General features: G+C 42.2%; 13 protein-coding genes. 12 read left to right on the top strand and 1 reads right to left on the bottom strand.

Annotation, left to right across the window (positions count from 1 at the left end; translation table 11 throughout):
- Positions 1-88: 88 nt before the first annotated feature.
- The 4 genes from NSS87_RS06885 (at position 89) to NSS87_RS06900 (ending at position 4,204) form a co-directional block, all read left to right on the top strand.
- Positions 89-1,627 (top strand): ABC transporter ATP-binding protein, encoded by a 1,539-nt coding sequence (locus tag NSS87_RS06885; protein WP_042125080.1) that lies wholly within the window; start codon positions 89-91, stop codon positions 1,625-1,627.
- Positions 1,620-2,693: an ABC transporter permease gene (locus NSS87_RS06890; RefSeq protein WP_339245777.1), complete on the top strand. Its 1,074-nt coding sequence runs from the start codon at positions 1,620-1,622 to the stop codon at positions 2,691-2,693. Before NSS87_RS06885 ends, NSS87_RS06890 begins: the two co-directional genes overlap by 8 nt.
- Positions 2,694-3,650 (top strand): ABC transporter permease, encoded by a 957-nt coding sequence (locus NSS87_RS06895; RefSeq protein WP_042125085.1) that lies wholly within the window; start codon positions 2,694-2,696, stop codon positions 3,648-3,650.
- A 200-nt stretch (positions 3,651-3,850) separates the two neighbouring features.
- A complete protein-coding gene (locus NSS87_RS06900; protein WP_042185715.1) occupies positions 3,851-4,204 on the top strand; it encodes a hypothetical protein in 354 nt (117 codons plus the stop codon).
- Positions 4,205-4,226: 22 nt separating this feature from the next.
- Here the strand turns inward: NSS87_RS06900 and NSS87_RS06905 are convergent, their stop codons facing one another.
- Positions 4,227-4,673 carry a GNAT family N-acetyltransferase gene (locus NSS87_RS06905; protein ID WP_042125089.1) on the bottom strand — a complete coding sequence of 149 codons (447 nt, stop codon included), beginning with the start codon at positions 4,671-4,673 and terminating at the stop codon, positions 4,227-4,229.
- Positions 4,674-5,263: 590 nt separating this feature from the next.
- Between NSS87_RS06905 and ilvB the strand changes: the two genes are divergently transcribed.
- The 8 genes from ilvB to NSS87_RS06945 all read left to right on the top strand — a co-directional run bounded on the left by ilvB (position 5,264) and on the right by NSS87_RS06945 (position 18,706).
- Positions 5,264-7,006, top strand: coding sequence for a biosynthetic-type acetolactate synthase large subunit (gene ilvB, locus NSS87_RS06910; protein ID WP_042125091.1), 1,743 nt, complete (start codon positions 5,264-5,266; stop codon positions 7,004-7,006).
- Positions 7,003-7,491, top strand: a complete 489-nt coding sequence (gene ilvN, locus NSS87_RS06915; RefSeq protein ID WP_170880323.1) for an acetolactate synthase small subunit — start codon at positions 7,003-7,005, stop codon at positions 7,489-7,491. Before ilvB ends, ilvN begins: the two co-directional genes overlap by 4 nt.
- A 179-nt stretch (positions 7,492-7,670) precedes the next feature.
- Complete coding sequence (gene ilvC / locus NSS87_RS06920) at positions 7,671-8,663, top strand: ketol-acid reductoisomerase (RefSeq protein WP_036679485.1); 993 nt, start codon at positions 7,671-7,673, stop codon at positions 8,661-8,663.
- A 102-nt stretch (positions 8,664-8,765) separates the two neighbouring features.
- Positions 8,766-10,307, top strand: a complete 1,542-nt coding sequence (locus NSS87_RS06925; RefSeq protein ID WP_339245782.1) for a 2-isopropylmalate synthase — start codon at positions 8,766-8,768, stop codon at positions 10,305-10,307.
- A 250-nt stretch (positions 10,308-10,557) separates the two neighbouring features.
- A complete protein-coding gene (locus NSS87_RS06930) occupies positions 10,558-14,361 on the top strand; it encodes a collagen binding domain-containing protein (RefSeq protein WP_339245785.1) in 3,804 nt (1,267 codons plus the stop codon).
- Between the two features lie 289 nt (positions 14,362-14,650).
- On the top strand, positions 14,651-15,493 hold the full coding sequence (locus NSS87_RS06935; RefSeq protein WP_339245788.1) for an MBL fold metallo-hydrolase: 843 nt from the start codon (positions 14,651-14,653) through the stop codon (positions 15,491-15,493).
- A gap of 130 nt (positions 15,494-15,623) precedes the next feature.
- Positions 15,624-17,363: a histidine kinase gene (locus NSS87_RS06940; protein ID WP_339245790.1), complete on the top strand. Its 1,740-nt coding sequence runs from the start codon at positions 15,624-15,626 to the stop codon at positions 17,361-17,363.
- Between the two features lie 2 nt (positions 17,364-17,365).
- Positions 17,366-18,706, top strand: a complete 1,341-nt coding sequence (locus tag NSS87_RS06945) for a helix-turn-helix domain-containing protein (protein ID WP_339245792.1) — start codon at positions 17,366-17,368, stop codon at positions 18,704-18,706.
- Positions 18,707-18,801 lie beyond the last annotated feature (95 nt).

Here is an 18,801-nt window from a genome sequence, read left to right on the forward strand (position 1 = left end):
ATAAGTTGGACACAGTTATACCGTCTTGAAAAGGGCGGTACATCCGTGTCTGCATGGTAGTTATATATTCTGTGATGAGGGTGATTCCATGAGTGCTGCGGCTCCTGTCGTAGAGTTGAAGCAAATCACAAAACGATTTCCTGGTATTGTTGCTAACGATTCCATTAGCTTGACCTTAAAAAAGGGTGAGATTCTTGCATTGCTCGGTGAGAATGGTGCAGGTAAATCAACCCTAATGAATATCGTGTTTGGATTGTATCAACCGGACGAAGGTAGTATTGAAATCGACGGGAAACCGGTTATAATTGATAATCCCAATAAAGCGATTGAGCTTGGTATTGGTATGGTGCATCAGCATTTCAAGCTCGTGGAACCTTTTACGGTAACCGAGAATATTGTTCTTGGGATGGAGCCGAAGAAAGGTCTTAAAATTGACTATAAATCCGCTGCGGAACAGGTTCGGAAGCTATCGGAGCAATATGGCCTGCAAGTGAATCCAAATGCCGTTATTCATGACATTTCTGTAGGTATGCAGCAAAGGGTAGAAATTATGAAGACCCTGTACCGCGGAGCGGATATTCTCATATTTGATGAGCCGACTGCAGTACTTACGCCTCAAGAAATTACGGAATTGATGGCGATTATGAAGCGGCTTGTTGCAGAGGGAAAATCTATTATCCTGATTACGCATAAGCTTAAAGAAATTATGCAAATATCTGATCGGGTCACCATTATTAGACGCGGAAAAGTAATCGATACCGTAAATACCGCAGAGACTAATCCGAATGAACTAGCTGAGAAGATGGTTGGACGTGGCGTAACCTTCAAGGTAGATAAGAAGGCTCCTGAGGTTGGCAAAACTGTACTCGAGCTGAAGGATGTGAACAGCAAGAGTAAAGATGGTGTCTCAGTGCTGGACGGCCTTAGCTTTGATGTGAAAGCCGGAGAAATTCTCGGAATAGCTGGTGTAGATGGCAATGGACAGAGTGAACTGATTCAGGCCATTACAGGTCTGCGTAAAATTGATTCTGGTTCTATTCAGGTGTCCGGGAACGAGATAGCTAATTTATCCCCGCGTAAGATTACGGAGATGAATGTGTCTCATATTCCAGAGGACCGTCATAAGCATGGTTTGGTGCTTGATTTCTCAGTAAGTGAGAACATGGTTCTGGAAACTTACTATAAGAGTCCATATAACAAAAATGGCTTTATGCAAAATGATGTCATTGATAAATATGCTGAAGGTCTTGTGGAGCAATTTGATGTGCGTACACCTTCAATTCAGACCAAAGCACGTTCTCTATCCGGCGGAAATCAACAGAAAGCGATTATTGCTCGGGAAATAGATAAAGATCCGACATTACTTATTGCAGCACAACCAACACGTGGTCTAGATGTTGGGGCTATCGAGTTTGTTCAAAAGCAGCTTATCGCACAGCGTGACCAAGGAAAAGCTGTATTGCTCATTTCGTTTGAATTGGACGAGATTATGAATGTATCAGACAGAATTGCTGTTATCTATGAAGGCAAAATTGTCGGTGAAGTGTTCCCGCAGGATACGAATGACCAGGAACTGGGTCTTATGATGGCAGGCAGCTTGAAGCGGGGAGGTAAGGCAGTTGAATAAGTTCAAAAAAATCTTCACAACTGACAGCTATATCGTTCCTCTTGTCGCCATCGTACTTGGTTTTCTTGTGGGAGCAATAGTTATGCTTATGGGTGGTTATGAACCGATAACTGCTTACTCCGCACTGTTCTCACGTGTATTTGGTAACTTGTACAACTTTGGTGAAGCCGTGCGCGAAATGACGCCATTAATGCTCACTGGTTTAGCCGTAGCCTTTGCATTCCGTTCAGGGATGTTTAATATCGGGGCAGACGGACAAGTGATGATTGGTATGACAGCTGCGACCGTGGTGGGCATTAAATTTGCAGCCTTGCCAGGATTCATATTGGTTCCGCTTGCTGTTATTATAGCGGGGTTATGTGGAGGTCTGTGGGCTGGCATCGCCGGCTACTTGAAGGCCAAACGTGGGATTAATGAAGTTATTACCACGATCATGTTAAACTGGGTTGCTCTGTACTTGTCGAATTATATTGTAAGAGCATTTCTGTTACTCCCGGGACAGAATCGTTCCGAGGATATTCCAGCTTCACTTTCTATGACGTTTTTGAATTCGTTATTTGACAATGCACGTCTGCACTGGGGAACAGCTATTGCCCTTGCCGCAGCAGTATTCTTCTATGTTTACTTATGGAAGACTAAGCAAGGATATGAAATGCGTGCTGTTGGTTACAATCCTCATGCTGCCGAGTACGCAGGTATGAATGTTGGCCGTAACGTTGTAAAAGCAATGTTCATAAGTGGAGTATTTGCAGGGTTGGCCGGAGCAGGGGAGGTACTGGGTGTATTCCATTATCAATCTGTGTTCGCGGCATCACCAGGATATGGTTTTGATGGTATCGCAGTAGCTCTACTTGGTTTAACACACCCACTTGGTGTTGTTCTTGCTGCGATTCTCTATGGTACGTTGACTTATGGTTCTGCAGGAATGAGTTTTGCTGCAGATGTTCCTCCAGAGCTTATTCGTATCGTTATAGGTTCAATCATATTCTTTATTGCGGCACAAGGGATTGTGCGCTGGGTGCTTAAGCCCTTTTACTTCAAGCGCAAGAAAGAGAAGGTGTTATAGATGGATCTGCAGACGTTAGGTCAACTGCTTAATACAACGCTTGTTTTTTCCACAGCGCTCATTTTTGCCTCACTTGGCGGCATCTTCTCTGAACGCTCCGGTGTCGTAAATATTGGACTTGAAGGTTTGATGATGTTTGGTGCTTTTGCCGCAGCAGTAGGCGGTTATTATGCTCAAGATGCTGGGATGGGTGAATGGGCTCCTTGGATTGGCGTACTATGTGCTATGGCCGTCGGGGTAATTGGTTCACTAATTCATGCAGTTGCAGCTATTACCTTTAAATCGGATCAGACGATCAGTGGTACGGTTATTAACTTTTTAGCCGCAGGCAGTACGCTCTACATGGTAAAGCTGCTGTTTGATGGATCTGCTGAAACTCCACTAATCGATGGGTTTAACAAGGTTTCAATTCCTGGACTCTCCAAAATCCCAGTGATCGGTGAAGGGATATTTAATTCCTATCCGACCACTTATCTGGCCATTGTGCTGGTTATTGTTATTTATTTCGTTTTGTTTAAAACGCCATTTGGACTGCGTTTACGCGCAGTAGGTGAACATCCTAGTGCTGCAGACACCTTAGGGGTCAAGGTGAAGCGGATGAGATATATCGGCGTAATGCTGAGTGGATTGCTGGCTGGTATCGGTGGTGCTACAATCACTCTAACTACAACTGGAACCTTTGGGCATAATACGATTTCAGGTCAAGGTTTTATCGCTATTGCAGCGATGATCTTTGGTAAGTGGAATCCGCTTGGTGCCTTTGGCGCTGCTGTATTCTTCGGATTCTCTCAAGCGATCCGTAACTACGTACAATTGTTTGAATGGTCAAAGGACATACCACAAGAGTTCATCTTTATGATTCCTTACGTATTAACGATCATTGTATTGGTGGGTGCTGTAGGTCGTTCCGCTGCTCCTAAGGCATTAGGTCAGCCTTACGATCCTGGTAAACGCTAGATCTTTTCGATTTTTTGCTTATATCATTATCAAGCCGTATTTCCGGACTTTTCCGGAGATACGGCTTTTTTTGTTAGGATCGATATGGATAAACATTAAGAGGTAAGGGCAAGTGTACAGGCGAAGGTACTTTTGTGCGAATAAACTGTTTTGAAGATGGTGGGAATCAGAGGCATGCAAAACTTTTTGGAGGGGATATTATGACTAAGCCAGTTACGAAAAAGCAGGTTATGAGGCTCATAGGTAAACAGATCATCGCTGTGAAAAAAGATGGCACACAGGTTACAGGAAAGCTGCTTCGTGTATCAGGAAATCGTCTTATTTTGCAACGTGTAAGTGGTAAAAAAGTACAAACTAAAGCAATCATTCCATTAGTGTTGTTTGATTTGCTCGCCATTGGTACTGCCCCTTATGCTTATGGTGGAGGTTATGGAGGAGGCTATGGAGGAGGCTATGGTGGAGCTTCACCTTATGGTGGCGGTTACGGATATGGAACTCCTTATGGAGGTTATGGGTACGGAGGCACACCATATTCACCTTTTGGATTCTTTTGAGTTCCGATAAGTGCTGCTTTGGCTAGGAGAATCGTTTCTCAAGCTCGTAACAAAAACTTAGCGATTGATAACGGGCTACGCTGTAGCCCAATTTTCGATAAAAGGCTAGCGCTGCTGCATTCCCTAGATCGACAGATACCTTAGAACGATGACAACCGCGAGAAAGTGCAAATCTTTCTGCCCGATCCATAAGCATATTTCCCAAGTGTTTTCGCCGAGCATCTGGTGCAATGGCTAGCATATCGATGTAGAGTAAATCACCATGCAGCAAGAAATGGACAAACCCGTTTGGATCGCTTTCATAGTCGGGACAGGTGACAAGTGTGATTCCGTGTCCTAGACGACGGGGTAAATCCTTTTTGATTTTAGTGATTTCAGTTTGCGGCAGATGAGATAATGGAACGAGCTGTCGCTCGATTAAATCAAAAATAACAACGTCATCCTGCTTCGGTCGACGATAACGAATCATAGAGCGTCCCCTTTCCACGCATTGTCGTACATCATATGTTGGGAGAGGGGCAGGCGTTCCGAGAGGGTAGAAGCAGGAGTTGTGACGATTTTAAAAATAAGGGTATTGACTATCCGTGATAGGAATCATATAATGTGTCTAAACATTTTAACGAACATACATGTATCGGCAATGATGAGGACGAAGTTTTAAGGGCTCTTTTGCTCAGAGAGTGTGAGGATTTGCTGCAACCTCCACCGAAATCCCTTATATACGAGCTCACCTCGGAGCTGTTTCCCTGAAAGGTCCACTGGCTAGAGTGGTGGAATTATTAGGGGGAATCGTTTAGTCCGCGTTACGGACTTCAGGTTACAGAGATTAGGGCCCTTGCCTACATCGATGGATTTTTGTATACCTGATAAGGCGTTGCATCGCGAGATGTAATGCAAACATGGGTGGTACCACGGAAGATCAACCTTTCGTCCCTCACGCGCTAATACTGTGCGTGGGAGGCGGAAGGTTTTTTTGTTTTATAAATAACTATTTGCTGATGTATAGAGGACGGTCCGTCATTTGCATAATGAATGTTAAATATCGGAGGAGGAATACTGATGAGCGCGCAAATACCGGAATTACGGTCTACAGAGCAGCTAAAAGAAAAATGGATGGAGCCGGAAGTTATTACCGGTTCGGAAATACTACTCCGCAGCCTTGTATTGGAGGGTGTAGACACAGTATTCGGATATCCAGGTGGAGCTGTATTGTACATTTATGATGCATTGTACGGTTTTACGGATTTCAATCACGTGTTAACACGTCATGAGCAAGGAGCGATTCATGCAGCTGACGGTTATGCTAGAGCAAGTGGCAAACCAGGGGTGTGTATCGCAACCTCGGGTCCAGGCGCAACAAACCTTGTAACAGGTATTGCTACAGCATATATGGACTCCACTCCATTGGTCGTAATCACAGGTAACGTTTTCTCAAGCCTGATCGGTACAGATGCTTTCCAGGAAGCAGACATAACTGGAATCACGATGCCAATCACTAAGCACAGCTACTTTGTAAGAGATGTTGAGGATCTCCCTCGCGTAATACATGAAGCTTTCCATGTGGCGAATACCGGTCGTAAAGGTCCAGTATTGATCGATATACCGAAAGATGTGTCGGCAGCAAAGACGTTGTTCACACCAGTGAAGACCGTAAATCTTCGTGGCTACAACCCTTGTACAGTTCCAAACAAACTGCAGCTTGATAAACTGGTTCGTGCGATTGAGGTTGCTGAACGTCCGATTATCATTGCAGGTGGTGGAGTTATCTACTCCGGAGCACATGAGGCTATGTTCGAATTCGTGAAACGGACAGAGATTCCAATAACTACAACCCTGCTGGGACTTGGAGCCTTCCCAAGTGCTGAAGAGCTTTGGATGGGAATGCCAGGTATGCATGGCACATATACCGCAAACAATGCGATTCAGCAATGCGATTTGCTCATTAATATCGGTGCCCGCTTCGATGACCGTGTTACGGGTAGGCTGGACGGCTTCGCGCCAAAAGCCAAGATCGTGCATATCGATATCGATCCTGCAGAAATCGGAAAAAATGTATCGCCTGATATTCCGATCGTTGGAGATGTAAAAACTGTACTGGAAATGCTGATTCCTGAGGTTGGCCGTGCATCTAAGGCTGATGCTTGGAGAACGCATATCGCGCAGTCGAAGCTTGATCAGCCGCTTCGGTATAAAGATTCGGAGACAGAGCTTAAACCACAATGGGTTATTGAAATGATTAATGACACCACTAATGGTGAAGCGATTGTTACTACGGACGTTGGACAGCATCAAATGTGGGCAGCACAATATTACAAGTTCAATCATCCGCGTTCATGGATTACTTCAGGTGGTCTTGGAACGATGGGATTCGGATTCCCATCAGCTATCGGTGCGCAAATGGCACATCCTGAACGGTTGGTAGTATCGATTAACGGGGATGGCGGTATGCAAATGTGTTCCCAAGAGCTGGCGATTTGTGCGATTAACAATATACCTGTCAAAATCGTTGTTATTAATAATCAAGTGCTTGGAATGGTTCGCCAATGGCAGAATCTTATCTATGACAAACGTTATAGCTATACAGACCTTGCAGGTAGTCCGGATTTCGTTAAGCTGGCTGAGGCCTATGGTGTAAAAGGTCTACGGGCGACGAATAAGGAAGAAGCACGTGATGCATGGCAGAAAGCTCTGGAAACACCGGGTCCAGTATTGGTAGAATTCGTTGTTCCAAAAGACGAGAATGTCTACCCGATGGTAACTCAAGGTTCAACCATCGATCATATGCTGATGGGGGATGAATAACAGTGACAAGACATACGATTTCTGTACTCGTAAATGACCAGCCAGGTGTGCTTCAACGGGTGTCAGGCTTGTTCGGTCGCCGTGGATTTAATATTGAGAGTATTACAGTCGGCCAGTCCGAAGAGGTTGGATTATCCCGGATGGTTATCGTTACTCTTGGCGACCAGCATACCCTTGAACAAATCGAGAAGCAGCTCTATAAGCTAATTGATGTTATCAAAGTTGTTGATCTTGGAGCTAAGCCAATGGTTGCACGCGAGCTGGCTCTGATTAAAGTGAATGCTGATCCAAGTGAGCGTCCGGAAATTTTGGGTGTAGTTGAGACTTTCCGTGCTTCAGTTGTCGATATCGGCAGCACCACTATACTGGTGCAGGTAGTTGGGGAGACACAGAAGATTGACGCGATGATCGAGCTATTGAAGCCTTATGGAATCAGAGAGCTGTCTCGCACAGGTGTTACGGCTATGGTACGTGGCAACTCTTAAATAGTTTATTTTGCGACTTTAACGGATTACTGCTTGATTGCATTAATCTGATATGATATGAATGACATTCCCGCTAAAGAGCGGGAGCTTGAGGAGCAGCTTGATCTAATCGACGAATCCAGTTCTCTTGAAGCACCCGCTCTTTATGATGGGTCTCAAATTAAAGGAGGATATTGACAATGGCAGTTACAACGTACTATGAACAGGATGCAGAACTTAGTGTATTAAAAGGAAAGACAATTGCGGTAATCGGGTACGGTAGCCAAGGACATGCCCAAGCACAAAACCTACGTGACAGTGGTCTTCAAGTTGTCATCGGTCTTCGTGAAGGTAAATCTTTTGAAACTGCGAAAAATGACGGTTTTGAAGTATTGCCAGTAGCTGAAGCAGTATCCCGTGCAGATGTTGTGCAAATCTTAATGCCAGATGAAACTCAAGCATCCGTATATAAAAATGAAGTGGAACCAAACCTCAAAAAAGGCGCTGCTTTGATGTTCTCCCACGGCTTTAACGTACACTTCGGACAAATCGTTGCTCCTAAAGATGCGGACGTGCTGCTCGTAGCACCAAAATCTCCAGGTCACATGGTTCGTCGTACTTATGTTGAAGGCTTTGGCGTTCCTGGCTTGATTGCTATCGAACAAGATGCAACAGGTAAAGCGAAAGAAATCGGTCTTGCTTATGCAAAAGGTATTGGTTGTACACGTGCAGGAGTTATCGAAACTTCTTTCCGCGAAGAAACCGAAACCGACTTGTTCGGCGAACAAGCAGTACTTTGTGGTGGTGTATCCGCACTGATCAAAGCTGGATTCGAAACTTTGACAGAAGCAGGCTATGCTCCTGAAATGGCTTACTTCGAATGTCTGCACGAATTGAAACTGATCGTTGACATGGTATACGAAGGCGGATTGTCCAGCATGCGCGATTCCATCAGTAACACTGCTGAGTACGGTGACTATGTAACTGGACCACGCATTGTAACTGAAGATACTAAAAAAGCTATGAAAGCTGTTCTGACAGATATTCAAGAAGGTAAATTCGCTCGTGACTTTATCCTTGAGAACCAATCCGGACGTGCTTTCCTTACCGCTACTCGCCGCAACGAAGCTGCTCACCCAGTAGAAGTTGTAGGTAGCCAATTGCGTGAAATGATGCACTGGATTAAGAAATAATTATAATCATACTTATGATTAAATAGTATTACCTTCAAATGCGGCCGTGACTTTGCGAGCCGCATTTGAGAGTTTCAGCACAATTTTTGGGAGGTGCTTAGCATGCGGAAAATTTATGTGTTCGATACGACACTGCGAGATGGGGAGCAGTCACCAGGTGTGAACCTCAACACGCGTGAGAAAGTGGAGATCGCTTACCAGTTAGAGAAGCTGGGAATTGATCGCATGGAAGCGGGTTTTCCAGCAGCTTCTCCAGGAGATCTAGCTTCTGTTAATGCGGTGGCAAGAGCTGTGAAGAACGTCACGGTAATCGGCCTTTCTCGTTCTAGAGAGACAGATATTGATGCTGTAAAAGAAGCACTACAGGGAGCGCAGGACCCTTGTATTCATATTTTTCTAGCTACATCTCCTATTCACCGGCAGCATAAGCTGCGGATGGATAAGGCTCAGGTGTTAGAAACTGCACAGTCTGCTATCCGATACGCTAAGAAATATTTCCCTAAGCTCGAGTTTTCATTAGAAGACGCGGGCCGTACGGAGTATGATTTCATGGCTGAAATGGTCGGCATGGCTATCCGGGAAGGGGCTAATGTTGTTAATATCCCGGATACTGTAGGTTATTTGAATCCTTCTGAGTACGGAGCTATCTTTAAATATCTAAAAGAAAATGTGCCTGATATTGAACGCGTACAGCTTAGTGCTCATTGTCATAACGACCTTGGCATGGCTACGGCCAATACGTTAGCCGCGATTCAGAATGGTGCAGATCAGATCGAAGGAACGATCAACGGTATCGGTGAACGTGCCGGGAACACAGCGATTGAAGAAGTGGCATTGGCGCTGGAGACACGTGCTGAATTCTTTGGCGCAAAAACTTCCTTAACTTTGTCCGAGATTTCTCGCACAAGTCGCTTGGTCAGCAAGTTGACAGGTATGGTAGTCCCAGGGAATAAGGCGATTGTAGGAGCTAATGCATTTGCTCATGAATCGGGTATTCACCAGGACGGAATGCTGAAAGAGAAAACCACTTATGAGATCATGACACCGGAGACCATTGGACTTAAAGAGAGCAAACTGGTACTTGGTAAGCACTCTGGACGCCATGCTTTCCGCGATAAGTTAAGTGATCTAGGGTATTATTTATCTGAAGAAGAGCTTAATACAGCTTTTTCAAGGTTTAAGGACTTGGCGGATAAGAAAAAAGAAGTGTCGGATGAAGATATTTTGGCATTAATTGAAGAGAAACTAATTGATACGCCAGAAGTATTCAGACTTCAGACGATTTACGTTACTTACGGTAATAAAGCTGTTCCAACTGCTAAGGTGATTATCGATGGTCCGGAAGCGGAGCCTATTGTAGCAGAGGCAGAAGGCAATGGTTCTGTAGATGCCATCTACAATGCAATTGATAAAGCCACGGGTGAGGAAGTTACCCTTGGGGACTATTCCATTAAATCTGTCTCCCGTGGTAAAGATGCACAGGGCGAGGTTCATGTAGTACTGTCGCAGGGTGAAGTTGCTGCACAGGGCCGTGGACTTAGTACCGATATTCTGGAAGCGAGTGCCCGTGCTTATATTGATGCGCTTAACAAGCTTCTAGAGAAGCGTAAAACTTACACCAAACGTGACCACGCAAGTATATAAGTGAAATTATATTGTGCAGAAATTTACTAATACTTAGAGGAAGCCCTGACAGTGAACTCACTGTCAGGGCTTTTTTGTTATTCAAAAAATTTGCTAATTGAGCCAATTCTGGCGAAATTTCAGATCTGTTCAGAAATTGTTCATGTCGGCAAATTACAATCGAAGGGAGATTATTGAAGTATTTGGAGAACAAACAACTTAGAAATAGTCGAGTAAGTACTTTTATAGGAAGAAGGAGGACTTTCGTTTTATGTGGAAAAAGAAAATTGGTTTATGGATGGTAGTAATACTTCTTAGTACGCAGTTTTTCAATGCTTTTGGCTTCGATTCTCAGGTCAAAGCAAAGGCGATTGAGAACAGTGCTAATATCATTACAAGTGTGACGATGTCTGTATATGAGAATGGGGTACAGGTCACAGATTCTGTTTACAAGCTGAGCTCCACAGTGAAGTTGAACTATAACTGGGCGGTTCCAGATGGAAGTGATTACGTTGCAGGTGATACTTTTACATTTGAACTACCAGAAGGGTTTGTGCTCGAGAAAGACTTTTTGAATAAAAAGATTATGATTGAAGGGCAAGAACTGGGGCATTACGACATTATAAAAGGGAGTCCTAACAAAGTTACCTTAACATTCACCGGTGAAGTCGGAGAATATTTCGATGTCAAAGGTGCAATTGAAGTGGAGACTCGATTTGATACAACAAAGTTTACGGATACTATACCCTATACGATTAAGTTTCCGATAAATGGTGGTGCAGAGCAGGAGTTTACAGTGCAATTTAAACCTGAGGTTAGTTCTACTATTGACAAAGATGGAGTTGCGGTAGGCACTAATCAAGGAAATTATAATGCCAAACAGATTAAATGGACTGTTGATGTGAACAAAGTTATGGATAGTGTATATGGAGCTGCTGTAACTGATGTAATCCCTACGGGTTTAGCTTTAACTGATATAAGTGATATCAAGGTCAGTAAGCTTAATGTAGCGTTAAACGGTACTGTATCTCCGGGTGCTCCTTTAAACAATAGTCAATATTCTGCAACTCTAGTGGGGAACACCCTAGAGGTAAAGTTTATTACCCCTGATATTAATACACCTATTACGGAAGCATACCGTATTGAATACGTTACGGATGTTATTGATGATACTAAAACCACTTTTGTAAACACGGCAACTTTCAAGGGGAATAATACAGGACCTTTTTCAGATAATGCAAGTGTATCTCTTAATCATGGAGCATTATTGAAGAAATCTTTTCTCAGTTACAATTCCGTGACACAGGACACTTATTGGGCGATTGAGTACAATTATGGTGAAAAATCGATCTCTAAAGCAGATGCCAAATTGTTCGATTATTATACGGACTCTCAACAGTTTGTACCTGGCTCTCTGAAGGTATATAAATTAGATTTCACTAAGTCTAAAGATAATCCTGATAAAGTTTTAGTAACTGACTACACAGTATCTGAGAATACTTTAACTCCGAAAGCAGGGCTGAAAAATTTCGAATTATCATTTAATAATAATATTTCGAATGCTTACAAGATCGAGTATCAGACCCGGGCGAAAGATCGCATCGAAGAAGCAACAAAGGTTTCAAATACTGTTACTACTATAGTTAATGGTGTTACTAATGACAAGCCTGCGAGCGGGACACTTAATCAAGATATTATCTCCAAGAAGGTTGGACAGGCTAATTACGCTGATAAAACTATAAGCTGGACAATAAAAATTAATAGTGATAAAAAAGTAATGAATAATGTAGTGATTACGGATACCTTCCCTAACAGAGGTTTGAAATTTACTGATGTTGGGTTTGTTATCAAAGATGATAGCGGTAAACTAGTGGACTCTTCTATGTATACTCTTGATGATTCAAAACCTACAGAAGGTTTTACCGTGAAATTCAACTCATCAATAGATAAGACTTATACAATTACTTACAAAACGTATTTCAATAATGATTGGTTGAAGAATAGTAACGGGACTGTATATGATTGGGTTAAGAACGAAGTGAAATTTTTGAATAGAGCTTCTGTTGTATGGAATGACCCGTCCAAACCTACAGAAACGAAAACCATCACGGTTGAGGATACATTCTATCCTGATTCAAAAGCAAAGAATAATGGCTACAAAAACGGTTCCTATGACGCTCAAACCAAAGAGATTTCTTGGGAAATAGGGATTAACTACAATAGCAAAGAGCTTGATAAAGCTGTGCTTGTTGATACCTTAGAAGATAAACAGCAGTTGATAGAGGGATCTATAAAGGTTTATGAACTTTCGATAGAAAGCAGTGGTAACCCTAAAGTTGGAAAAGAAGTCACTGTTACTGCCAGCTCTAATCCCAAACTATATTCTGTAGATTACAATAAAACGACTAAATTGTTGAAAATAAGCTTTAATGAAAAAATTGCTAAGCCTTATTTGATTAAATTCAGCACCAGCTTAAAGGATCAAGTGGTCGAGAATGGAACGATTTACAATACAGCTAAGCTGTCTGACAATGGTGTGCCTGTATCAAAAGATTTGAAAAGTGAAGTTAGCATTCCAAACGGTGGTAAAAATGATCAATATGTTACCAAGTCAGGAGTACAGGACCCTAAAAATGAGACAAAACTAAATTGGACTTTAAAGATCAACTATAACCAATCTCTTGTAGAAGATGCACAAATCATTGATAATCCGGACGCTAATCAAATGTTCTTGCCGGAGTCATTCCGGTTGCTGCCGACAACAATTTTAAAGGATGGCACAGTCAATGAATCTGGTCCAGCACTCATTCAAGGAGCGGACAAGGATTATACGCTTGAATTTACAAAGGATGACAAGACAGGTGCAGAGCAATTTAAATTGAAGTTCAATAAAACGATTGAGAAACCTTTTATTTTGAAGTATGATTCTATAATTTTAGAGGCAAAAAATGGTGGGAAAATTAGTAACTCTGTTAAATTTAGTGGTAATGGATCCCAAACGGAAACCCAATCCAAAGAATCAAGTGTAACTGTAGTATTTTCGGATTCTAGTGGAATTGGACAAGGGACTAGAAAAGAATTAGCTGTCAAGAAAGTAGATGCAGCAGATAATAGTAAAGTTCTTGAAGGAGCTATCTTCAATTTATATCGCGTGTCTGGATCGGAAGAGGTTTTATTTAGCACATCTATTCCGACAGATAAAGACGGTAAAACAGTATTTAAAGATCTCCGGCCTGGTAAATACTTCTTGCAAGAAAAAACGGCACCTATTGGATATATCAAGGATGCAAATAAATATGAGGTGAAATTTAGTTCAACAACAGTTACAGATATGACTGTAACGAATCAAAAGATAGTGACTCCAACAACAGCACCAACAACAGCGCCAACAACAGCGCCAACAACAGCACCAACAACAGCACCAACAACAGCACCAACAACAGCGCCAACGGCAACACCGACAGCAACACCGACGGAAACACCTGTGTCGACAGTAACACCTACGTCGACGCCAGACAATCCAATTTTCCCTGTGTCGACCCCGACGTCAATACCGGGAGTAATCGTTACGGCTACTCCATCCACAACACCTGTGGTGGCGACACCAACAGTAACACCAACAGTAACACCAACTATTACGTCGGTGCCAACTAGTACGCCTATTGTTCCGAAGGTGACGCCACCTGTAGAGAAACTGACTACAGATGAGGAAGTTCCTCTTGAAGGTGAAATACCACTTGGGGGCGTGCCGAGTGTCGGTGAAAAGCCAGATCATGGTAAGGTGACAATTACTAAGGATGGCAAGTGGATTTATACACCAGATCCAGGCTTCATTGGCAAAGACAAGTTCACGATCATTGTGACAGATGAGAATGGAAATGAAGAAGAGATCGAGATCGAGATTGATGTCGAGGAAGTACCGACAGGTACAGTGAAAGAACCAGGGGATAACAGCAGTAAACCAACAGAGCTTCCGAAAACGGGAGAAGACAGTGCACTTCCTATTTACTTAGTAGGTGGAGGTCTAGTTCTTGTGGGATTTGTGTTAGCTCGAAGATTTAAACGAAGTAATTAATATATCGTAATGATAAGGGTGCTGTCCCGGCACTCAACACCCATAGGATAAAAGTCAACGGAGCAAGGCTCCTCCTGTTACAGGAGGAGCCTTGCTCTTTATTTTTGGTCTATGGCTACTCGTTTCATAACCTTCTTCACTTACTACCCAACTCCCAACGAAGCGAACCTTGACGAAAATGGGATTTTCACTCATTATTCGTAATGTAGCGCTAGCGACACTATTTAGCATATATCTTTTTTTTACTAATTAGTAAGCGCTATCATAAAATGCGCTGGGAGATGATACCATGGAATTTATGTATTTAGGAACTGGAGCAAGCGAGGGTTATCCAGCTTTATTTTGTCAATGTGAACGTTGCTCTATGGCGATGGAGCTTGGTGGCAAGAATATTCGCGCTCGTACAGGAGCGCTTATTAACTCTGATTTGCTGCTGGATTTCTCACCTGACATGTATATGAATAAGCTTCGTTACAAATTGGATTTGGGGAAAGTTAATCATTTGATTGTTACGCATTCGCATACGGATCATTTTGCAGCAGCAGAGCTCATGATGAGGCATGAACATTGGTATTGTCAGCTGCAGGAGAGTGGAAAAAAACTGCATATTTACGGAAATGAAACGGTAGAAGAAACGATGAAGTCAGCTCTTCGCTATGATTATGGAACCGATACGATTGAAGATCCTTTTTACGAGTTTCATATCATACAGCCTTTCATGCCCTTCACTCTTGGAGAAGTGAGAGTAACCGCATTGCCAGCCCATCACAAGCCGGATGAACATAGCTTTATCTATCTACTTGAGCAGAATAACACAAGATTCTTATACGGCAATGATAGTGGTATATTCAGTGATGAAACCTTCAATTATCTACGTGATAAGCACCTGGACGTTGTTAGTCTGGATTGTAATTATGGGCTAGAGGATAGATATGATTATCATATGGGGATCTCCGGTTGTCGGATTGTAAGAGAACGTTTGCTTGACCAAAATAGTTGTGATACTAGTACATCATTTATTCTGACTCATTTCTCTCACTACAGCGCAGAGTTGCATGATACTTTAGTTAAGAATACAGCAGAGGAGAATTTCATCATTTCCTATGATGGGATGAAAGTCTTCTTAGCATGATGTGATGATAGTCTATCTATAATTAAAAGAATAGTCATTACCCGTAAAATCCTCCCTTGAGGAAAGGACTACTTTACGGGTCTTTTTTATAGCTTTAAGGGCTCAAAATGAGTAGATACGGAGGTAGAGAATGAAGCTGCTGGCTACGGGAAAAGTAAAATGGTTCGTCTATCAGAAAGTTGTCATCGTATTTATCGTCTTTTTGATTCCGCTCATTTCGATGAATATTTGGGTGAATTATAAGGGGATGTCATTCACCAAAAATACGATTTTGGACTCATCCCTGGCTGGGGCGTCATTCTATTCCAAGCAACTGGATAAAGAGATATATTTCATCCGCAATCAACAATTACAATTTCAAGAAGATAAAAACATACAGAAGCTTAGTTTCCGAGGCGAAAGTTTAGAAAAGTATGAAGAGGTAGAATTAATCGGTAATGCTGAAGATCTATTAAATCGGATCATTGCCTCAAGCGAATATGTGGTTAACGCCGGGGTATATATTAAGTCTCTGGGCAAAACGATCTCTGGTAAGACGGGGGTCACGGCCATTCCTAATATGGAGTACGAGAAAATTTCCTCGTTACTTAAGGTTAAGCAGAAGCCTTCATTCTATCGGAGCGGTGATGCGATTTTCCTTATAGAAACAGGAGATAATGCGGAGCTTTGGTCGTATATTGAAATCTCAAAAGGTAAGCTATTGGAGGCACTAAATCAAATCGCAACCTTATATCAAGAATCGGAGGTATTTTTGGGAAGTAATGAGCTGGGCAATATTCTATCTACTACAGACGATCAGTTAGTATCTACTGAGGTCCTTAGGCTCATCACCAAACTGGATCAGTTTAATTCCGATATCCCAGAAATAAACAAGGTGAACGGTAAAAGTTACTTTATTGCCCATAACTTTATCAGTTCTTTGAATCTATCCTTGATTATGTACGTGAATCAGAATGAAATCACAAGGCCCTTAAGCCAATTTAATACACTACTATATGCCTCTTTCGTCATCGCTATTGTGGTAATGATACTTTATTCTTATTCGGTAAATCTAATGATTCATAGGCCCTTATCCAAATTGGTTAAGACATTCCGTATGGTAGAAACGGATAATCTTGATTTAGTCATCGAGTCAAAGACCAAAGATGAGTTTTACTATATATTTAATAGTTTTAATCGCATGGCTTCTAGACTTAAGCGTTCTATTGAGGAGAATTATGAACAGAAGATTGCCCTGCAGCATTCGCAGTTGAAGCAATTGCAGTCACAGATTAACCCGCATTTTCTCTATAACAGCTTCTTTAATATTTACATGATGTGTAAAGTAGGAGATTCCGATAGTGCGGCTGAGCTCTCACAAAAGCTAGGGAGCTACTACCAATACATCACAAGAAGTGGATCGGACGAGGTGGCTTTCTTTAAGGAGTATCAGCATGCGCTTGATTATTGTGAAATTCAGTGTATTCGCTTCTCGAATCGTATTTCTTTCGAATATGAAGAAATACCCGTTTTGGCGAACGCGATTTTAGTACCGAGGCTGATTATTCAGCCGATTGTTGAGAATGTTTTCGAGCATGCTTTCGAAGACGACTCCCGACAAGGGGTTGTCTATATTGGTGCCGAATGCGAAGAGGGAATAGTAATTATCACAATTGAAGATAACGGTAATCTTTTAAAAGATGAGGAAATAGAGTACTTGCAGAAGAAACTTGCGATGGGTCTGAAACAAGTTGAGAAGACGGGATTAATCAACGTTAATAATAGACTCCAATTGAAGTACGGACCAGATAGTGGCTTGTTTGTCTCACGCAGCAAATACGGAGGATTGAGGGTAGAACTGATAGTTAAATATGAGAGTAAGGAAGTGTGATTATGTATAGATTACTAATCGTAGATGACGAGCCTGTGATTGTGAATGGATTAGTCCAACTGTTTCAGGATAACTCGGAATTTGAACTGGATATACGAAAAGCTTACTCCTCAAGCGAAGCTCTTGAAATTGCTAAGAAAACGAAATTGGATATTTTGGTTAGCGATATTCGTATGCCTCAGAAGAATGGTCTCCAGCTCGTGGACGAAATCGTCTATTATTGGCCATTATGCCGAGTGATTTTCCTTACAGGATACAGTGAATTTGATTATGTATACGAAGCGATTCGTAAGAATGTGGACAATTACATTCTGAAAACGGAAGGAATTGAACCTATTTTCCAAGCTGTGAAGGCAGCAATCGACAAGCTAGACGAGGAGAACCGTCGTAGACTTCAATTGGAGAAGGCACAAATGCACTATCAAATCGCTAGTTCCTTCCTAAAGAAAGAGCTGATGGAGCGGGTGCTGAGCGGGGAGTCTATTACTTCTATACTCAATAATATACGTTACAAGGATGTAGAGTTCGGCATTGCATTAGATCGTCCTTCGTTCTTTCTTGTTGGTATCTTGGATCGACTAGATGATCCTAAATTTAAAATGCCTCCGTCTGTTCAGCGTATTTTCCATGATCACCTGCCTACATCTATTGCATGTGAAGAAGTGATTTATGATGATCGTGTATTCATATGGCTGCTTCAACCAGATGAAGGATTGCTGAATCGCTTTCGTAGTGGCTATCCAGATCAAGGGGTGAATTGGCCTGGAATCGTTGCTTATATGAGAGGGATATTAGAGCCTGTACAGAATGAGTGTGATGAGCTGCTAAGTGTCTGCGTTTCATTCGGAATATCGGGGGATTTACTTAACCATTGGGAATCAATCCATCTTCAAGTTGAAGCAGTGCGCTCTATGATTCTTAAGAGAGCTTTATTAGGTCAGCACATGCTTATCTTAGACCTTGAGAAACTAAGTCAACTTGAGGATACGATGCACAAAGCTGGAGGAATCGAGCAGGAAGATTTCAAAACGCTAATCATCGAACAAATTCACCAATTTGTGCAGGAGAACCTATCTGGGGATCTATCGCTTACCTCAATTGCTGCAGAGGTGCATCTTAATCCGTCCTATTTATCTCGTTATTATAAACAGACGACAGGTCAAAATTTATTAGAGTATATCCAGTCGACGAAGCTGCATGTCGCTCTGCAGCTGATGAAGAATACAACTCTGAAATTAAATGAAATCGCCATCCGAGTCGGTTTTGAATCACCATCCTACTTTACAACATTCTTCAAACGCAAGATGGGTTTATCTCCACAGGATTATCGAAATTCAAAATAAGTAAATAAAGTGAAAGTGATGTAAAAAAAGTGAAATTGAAAGCGGTTTCCTCTGTGACTAAAATAATAACTAGGAACACTGATTAACAACAAGAA

It is taken from the genome of Paenibacillus sp. FSL F4-0243 (genome assembly GCF_037963295.1).
Taxonomy (GTDB): Bacteria; Bacillota; Bacilli; order Paenibacillales; family Paenibacillaceae; genus Paenibacillus_AQ.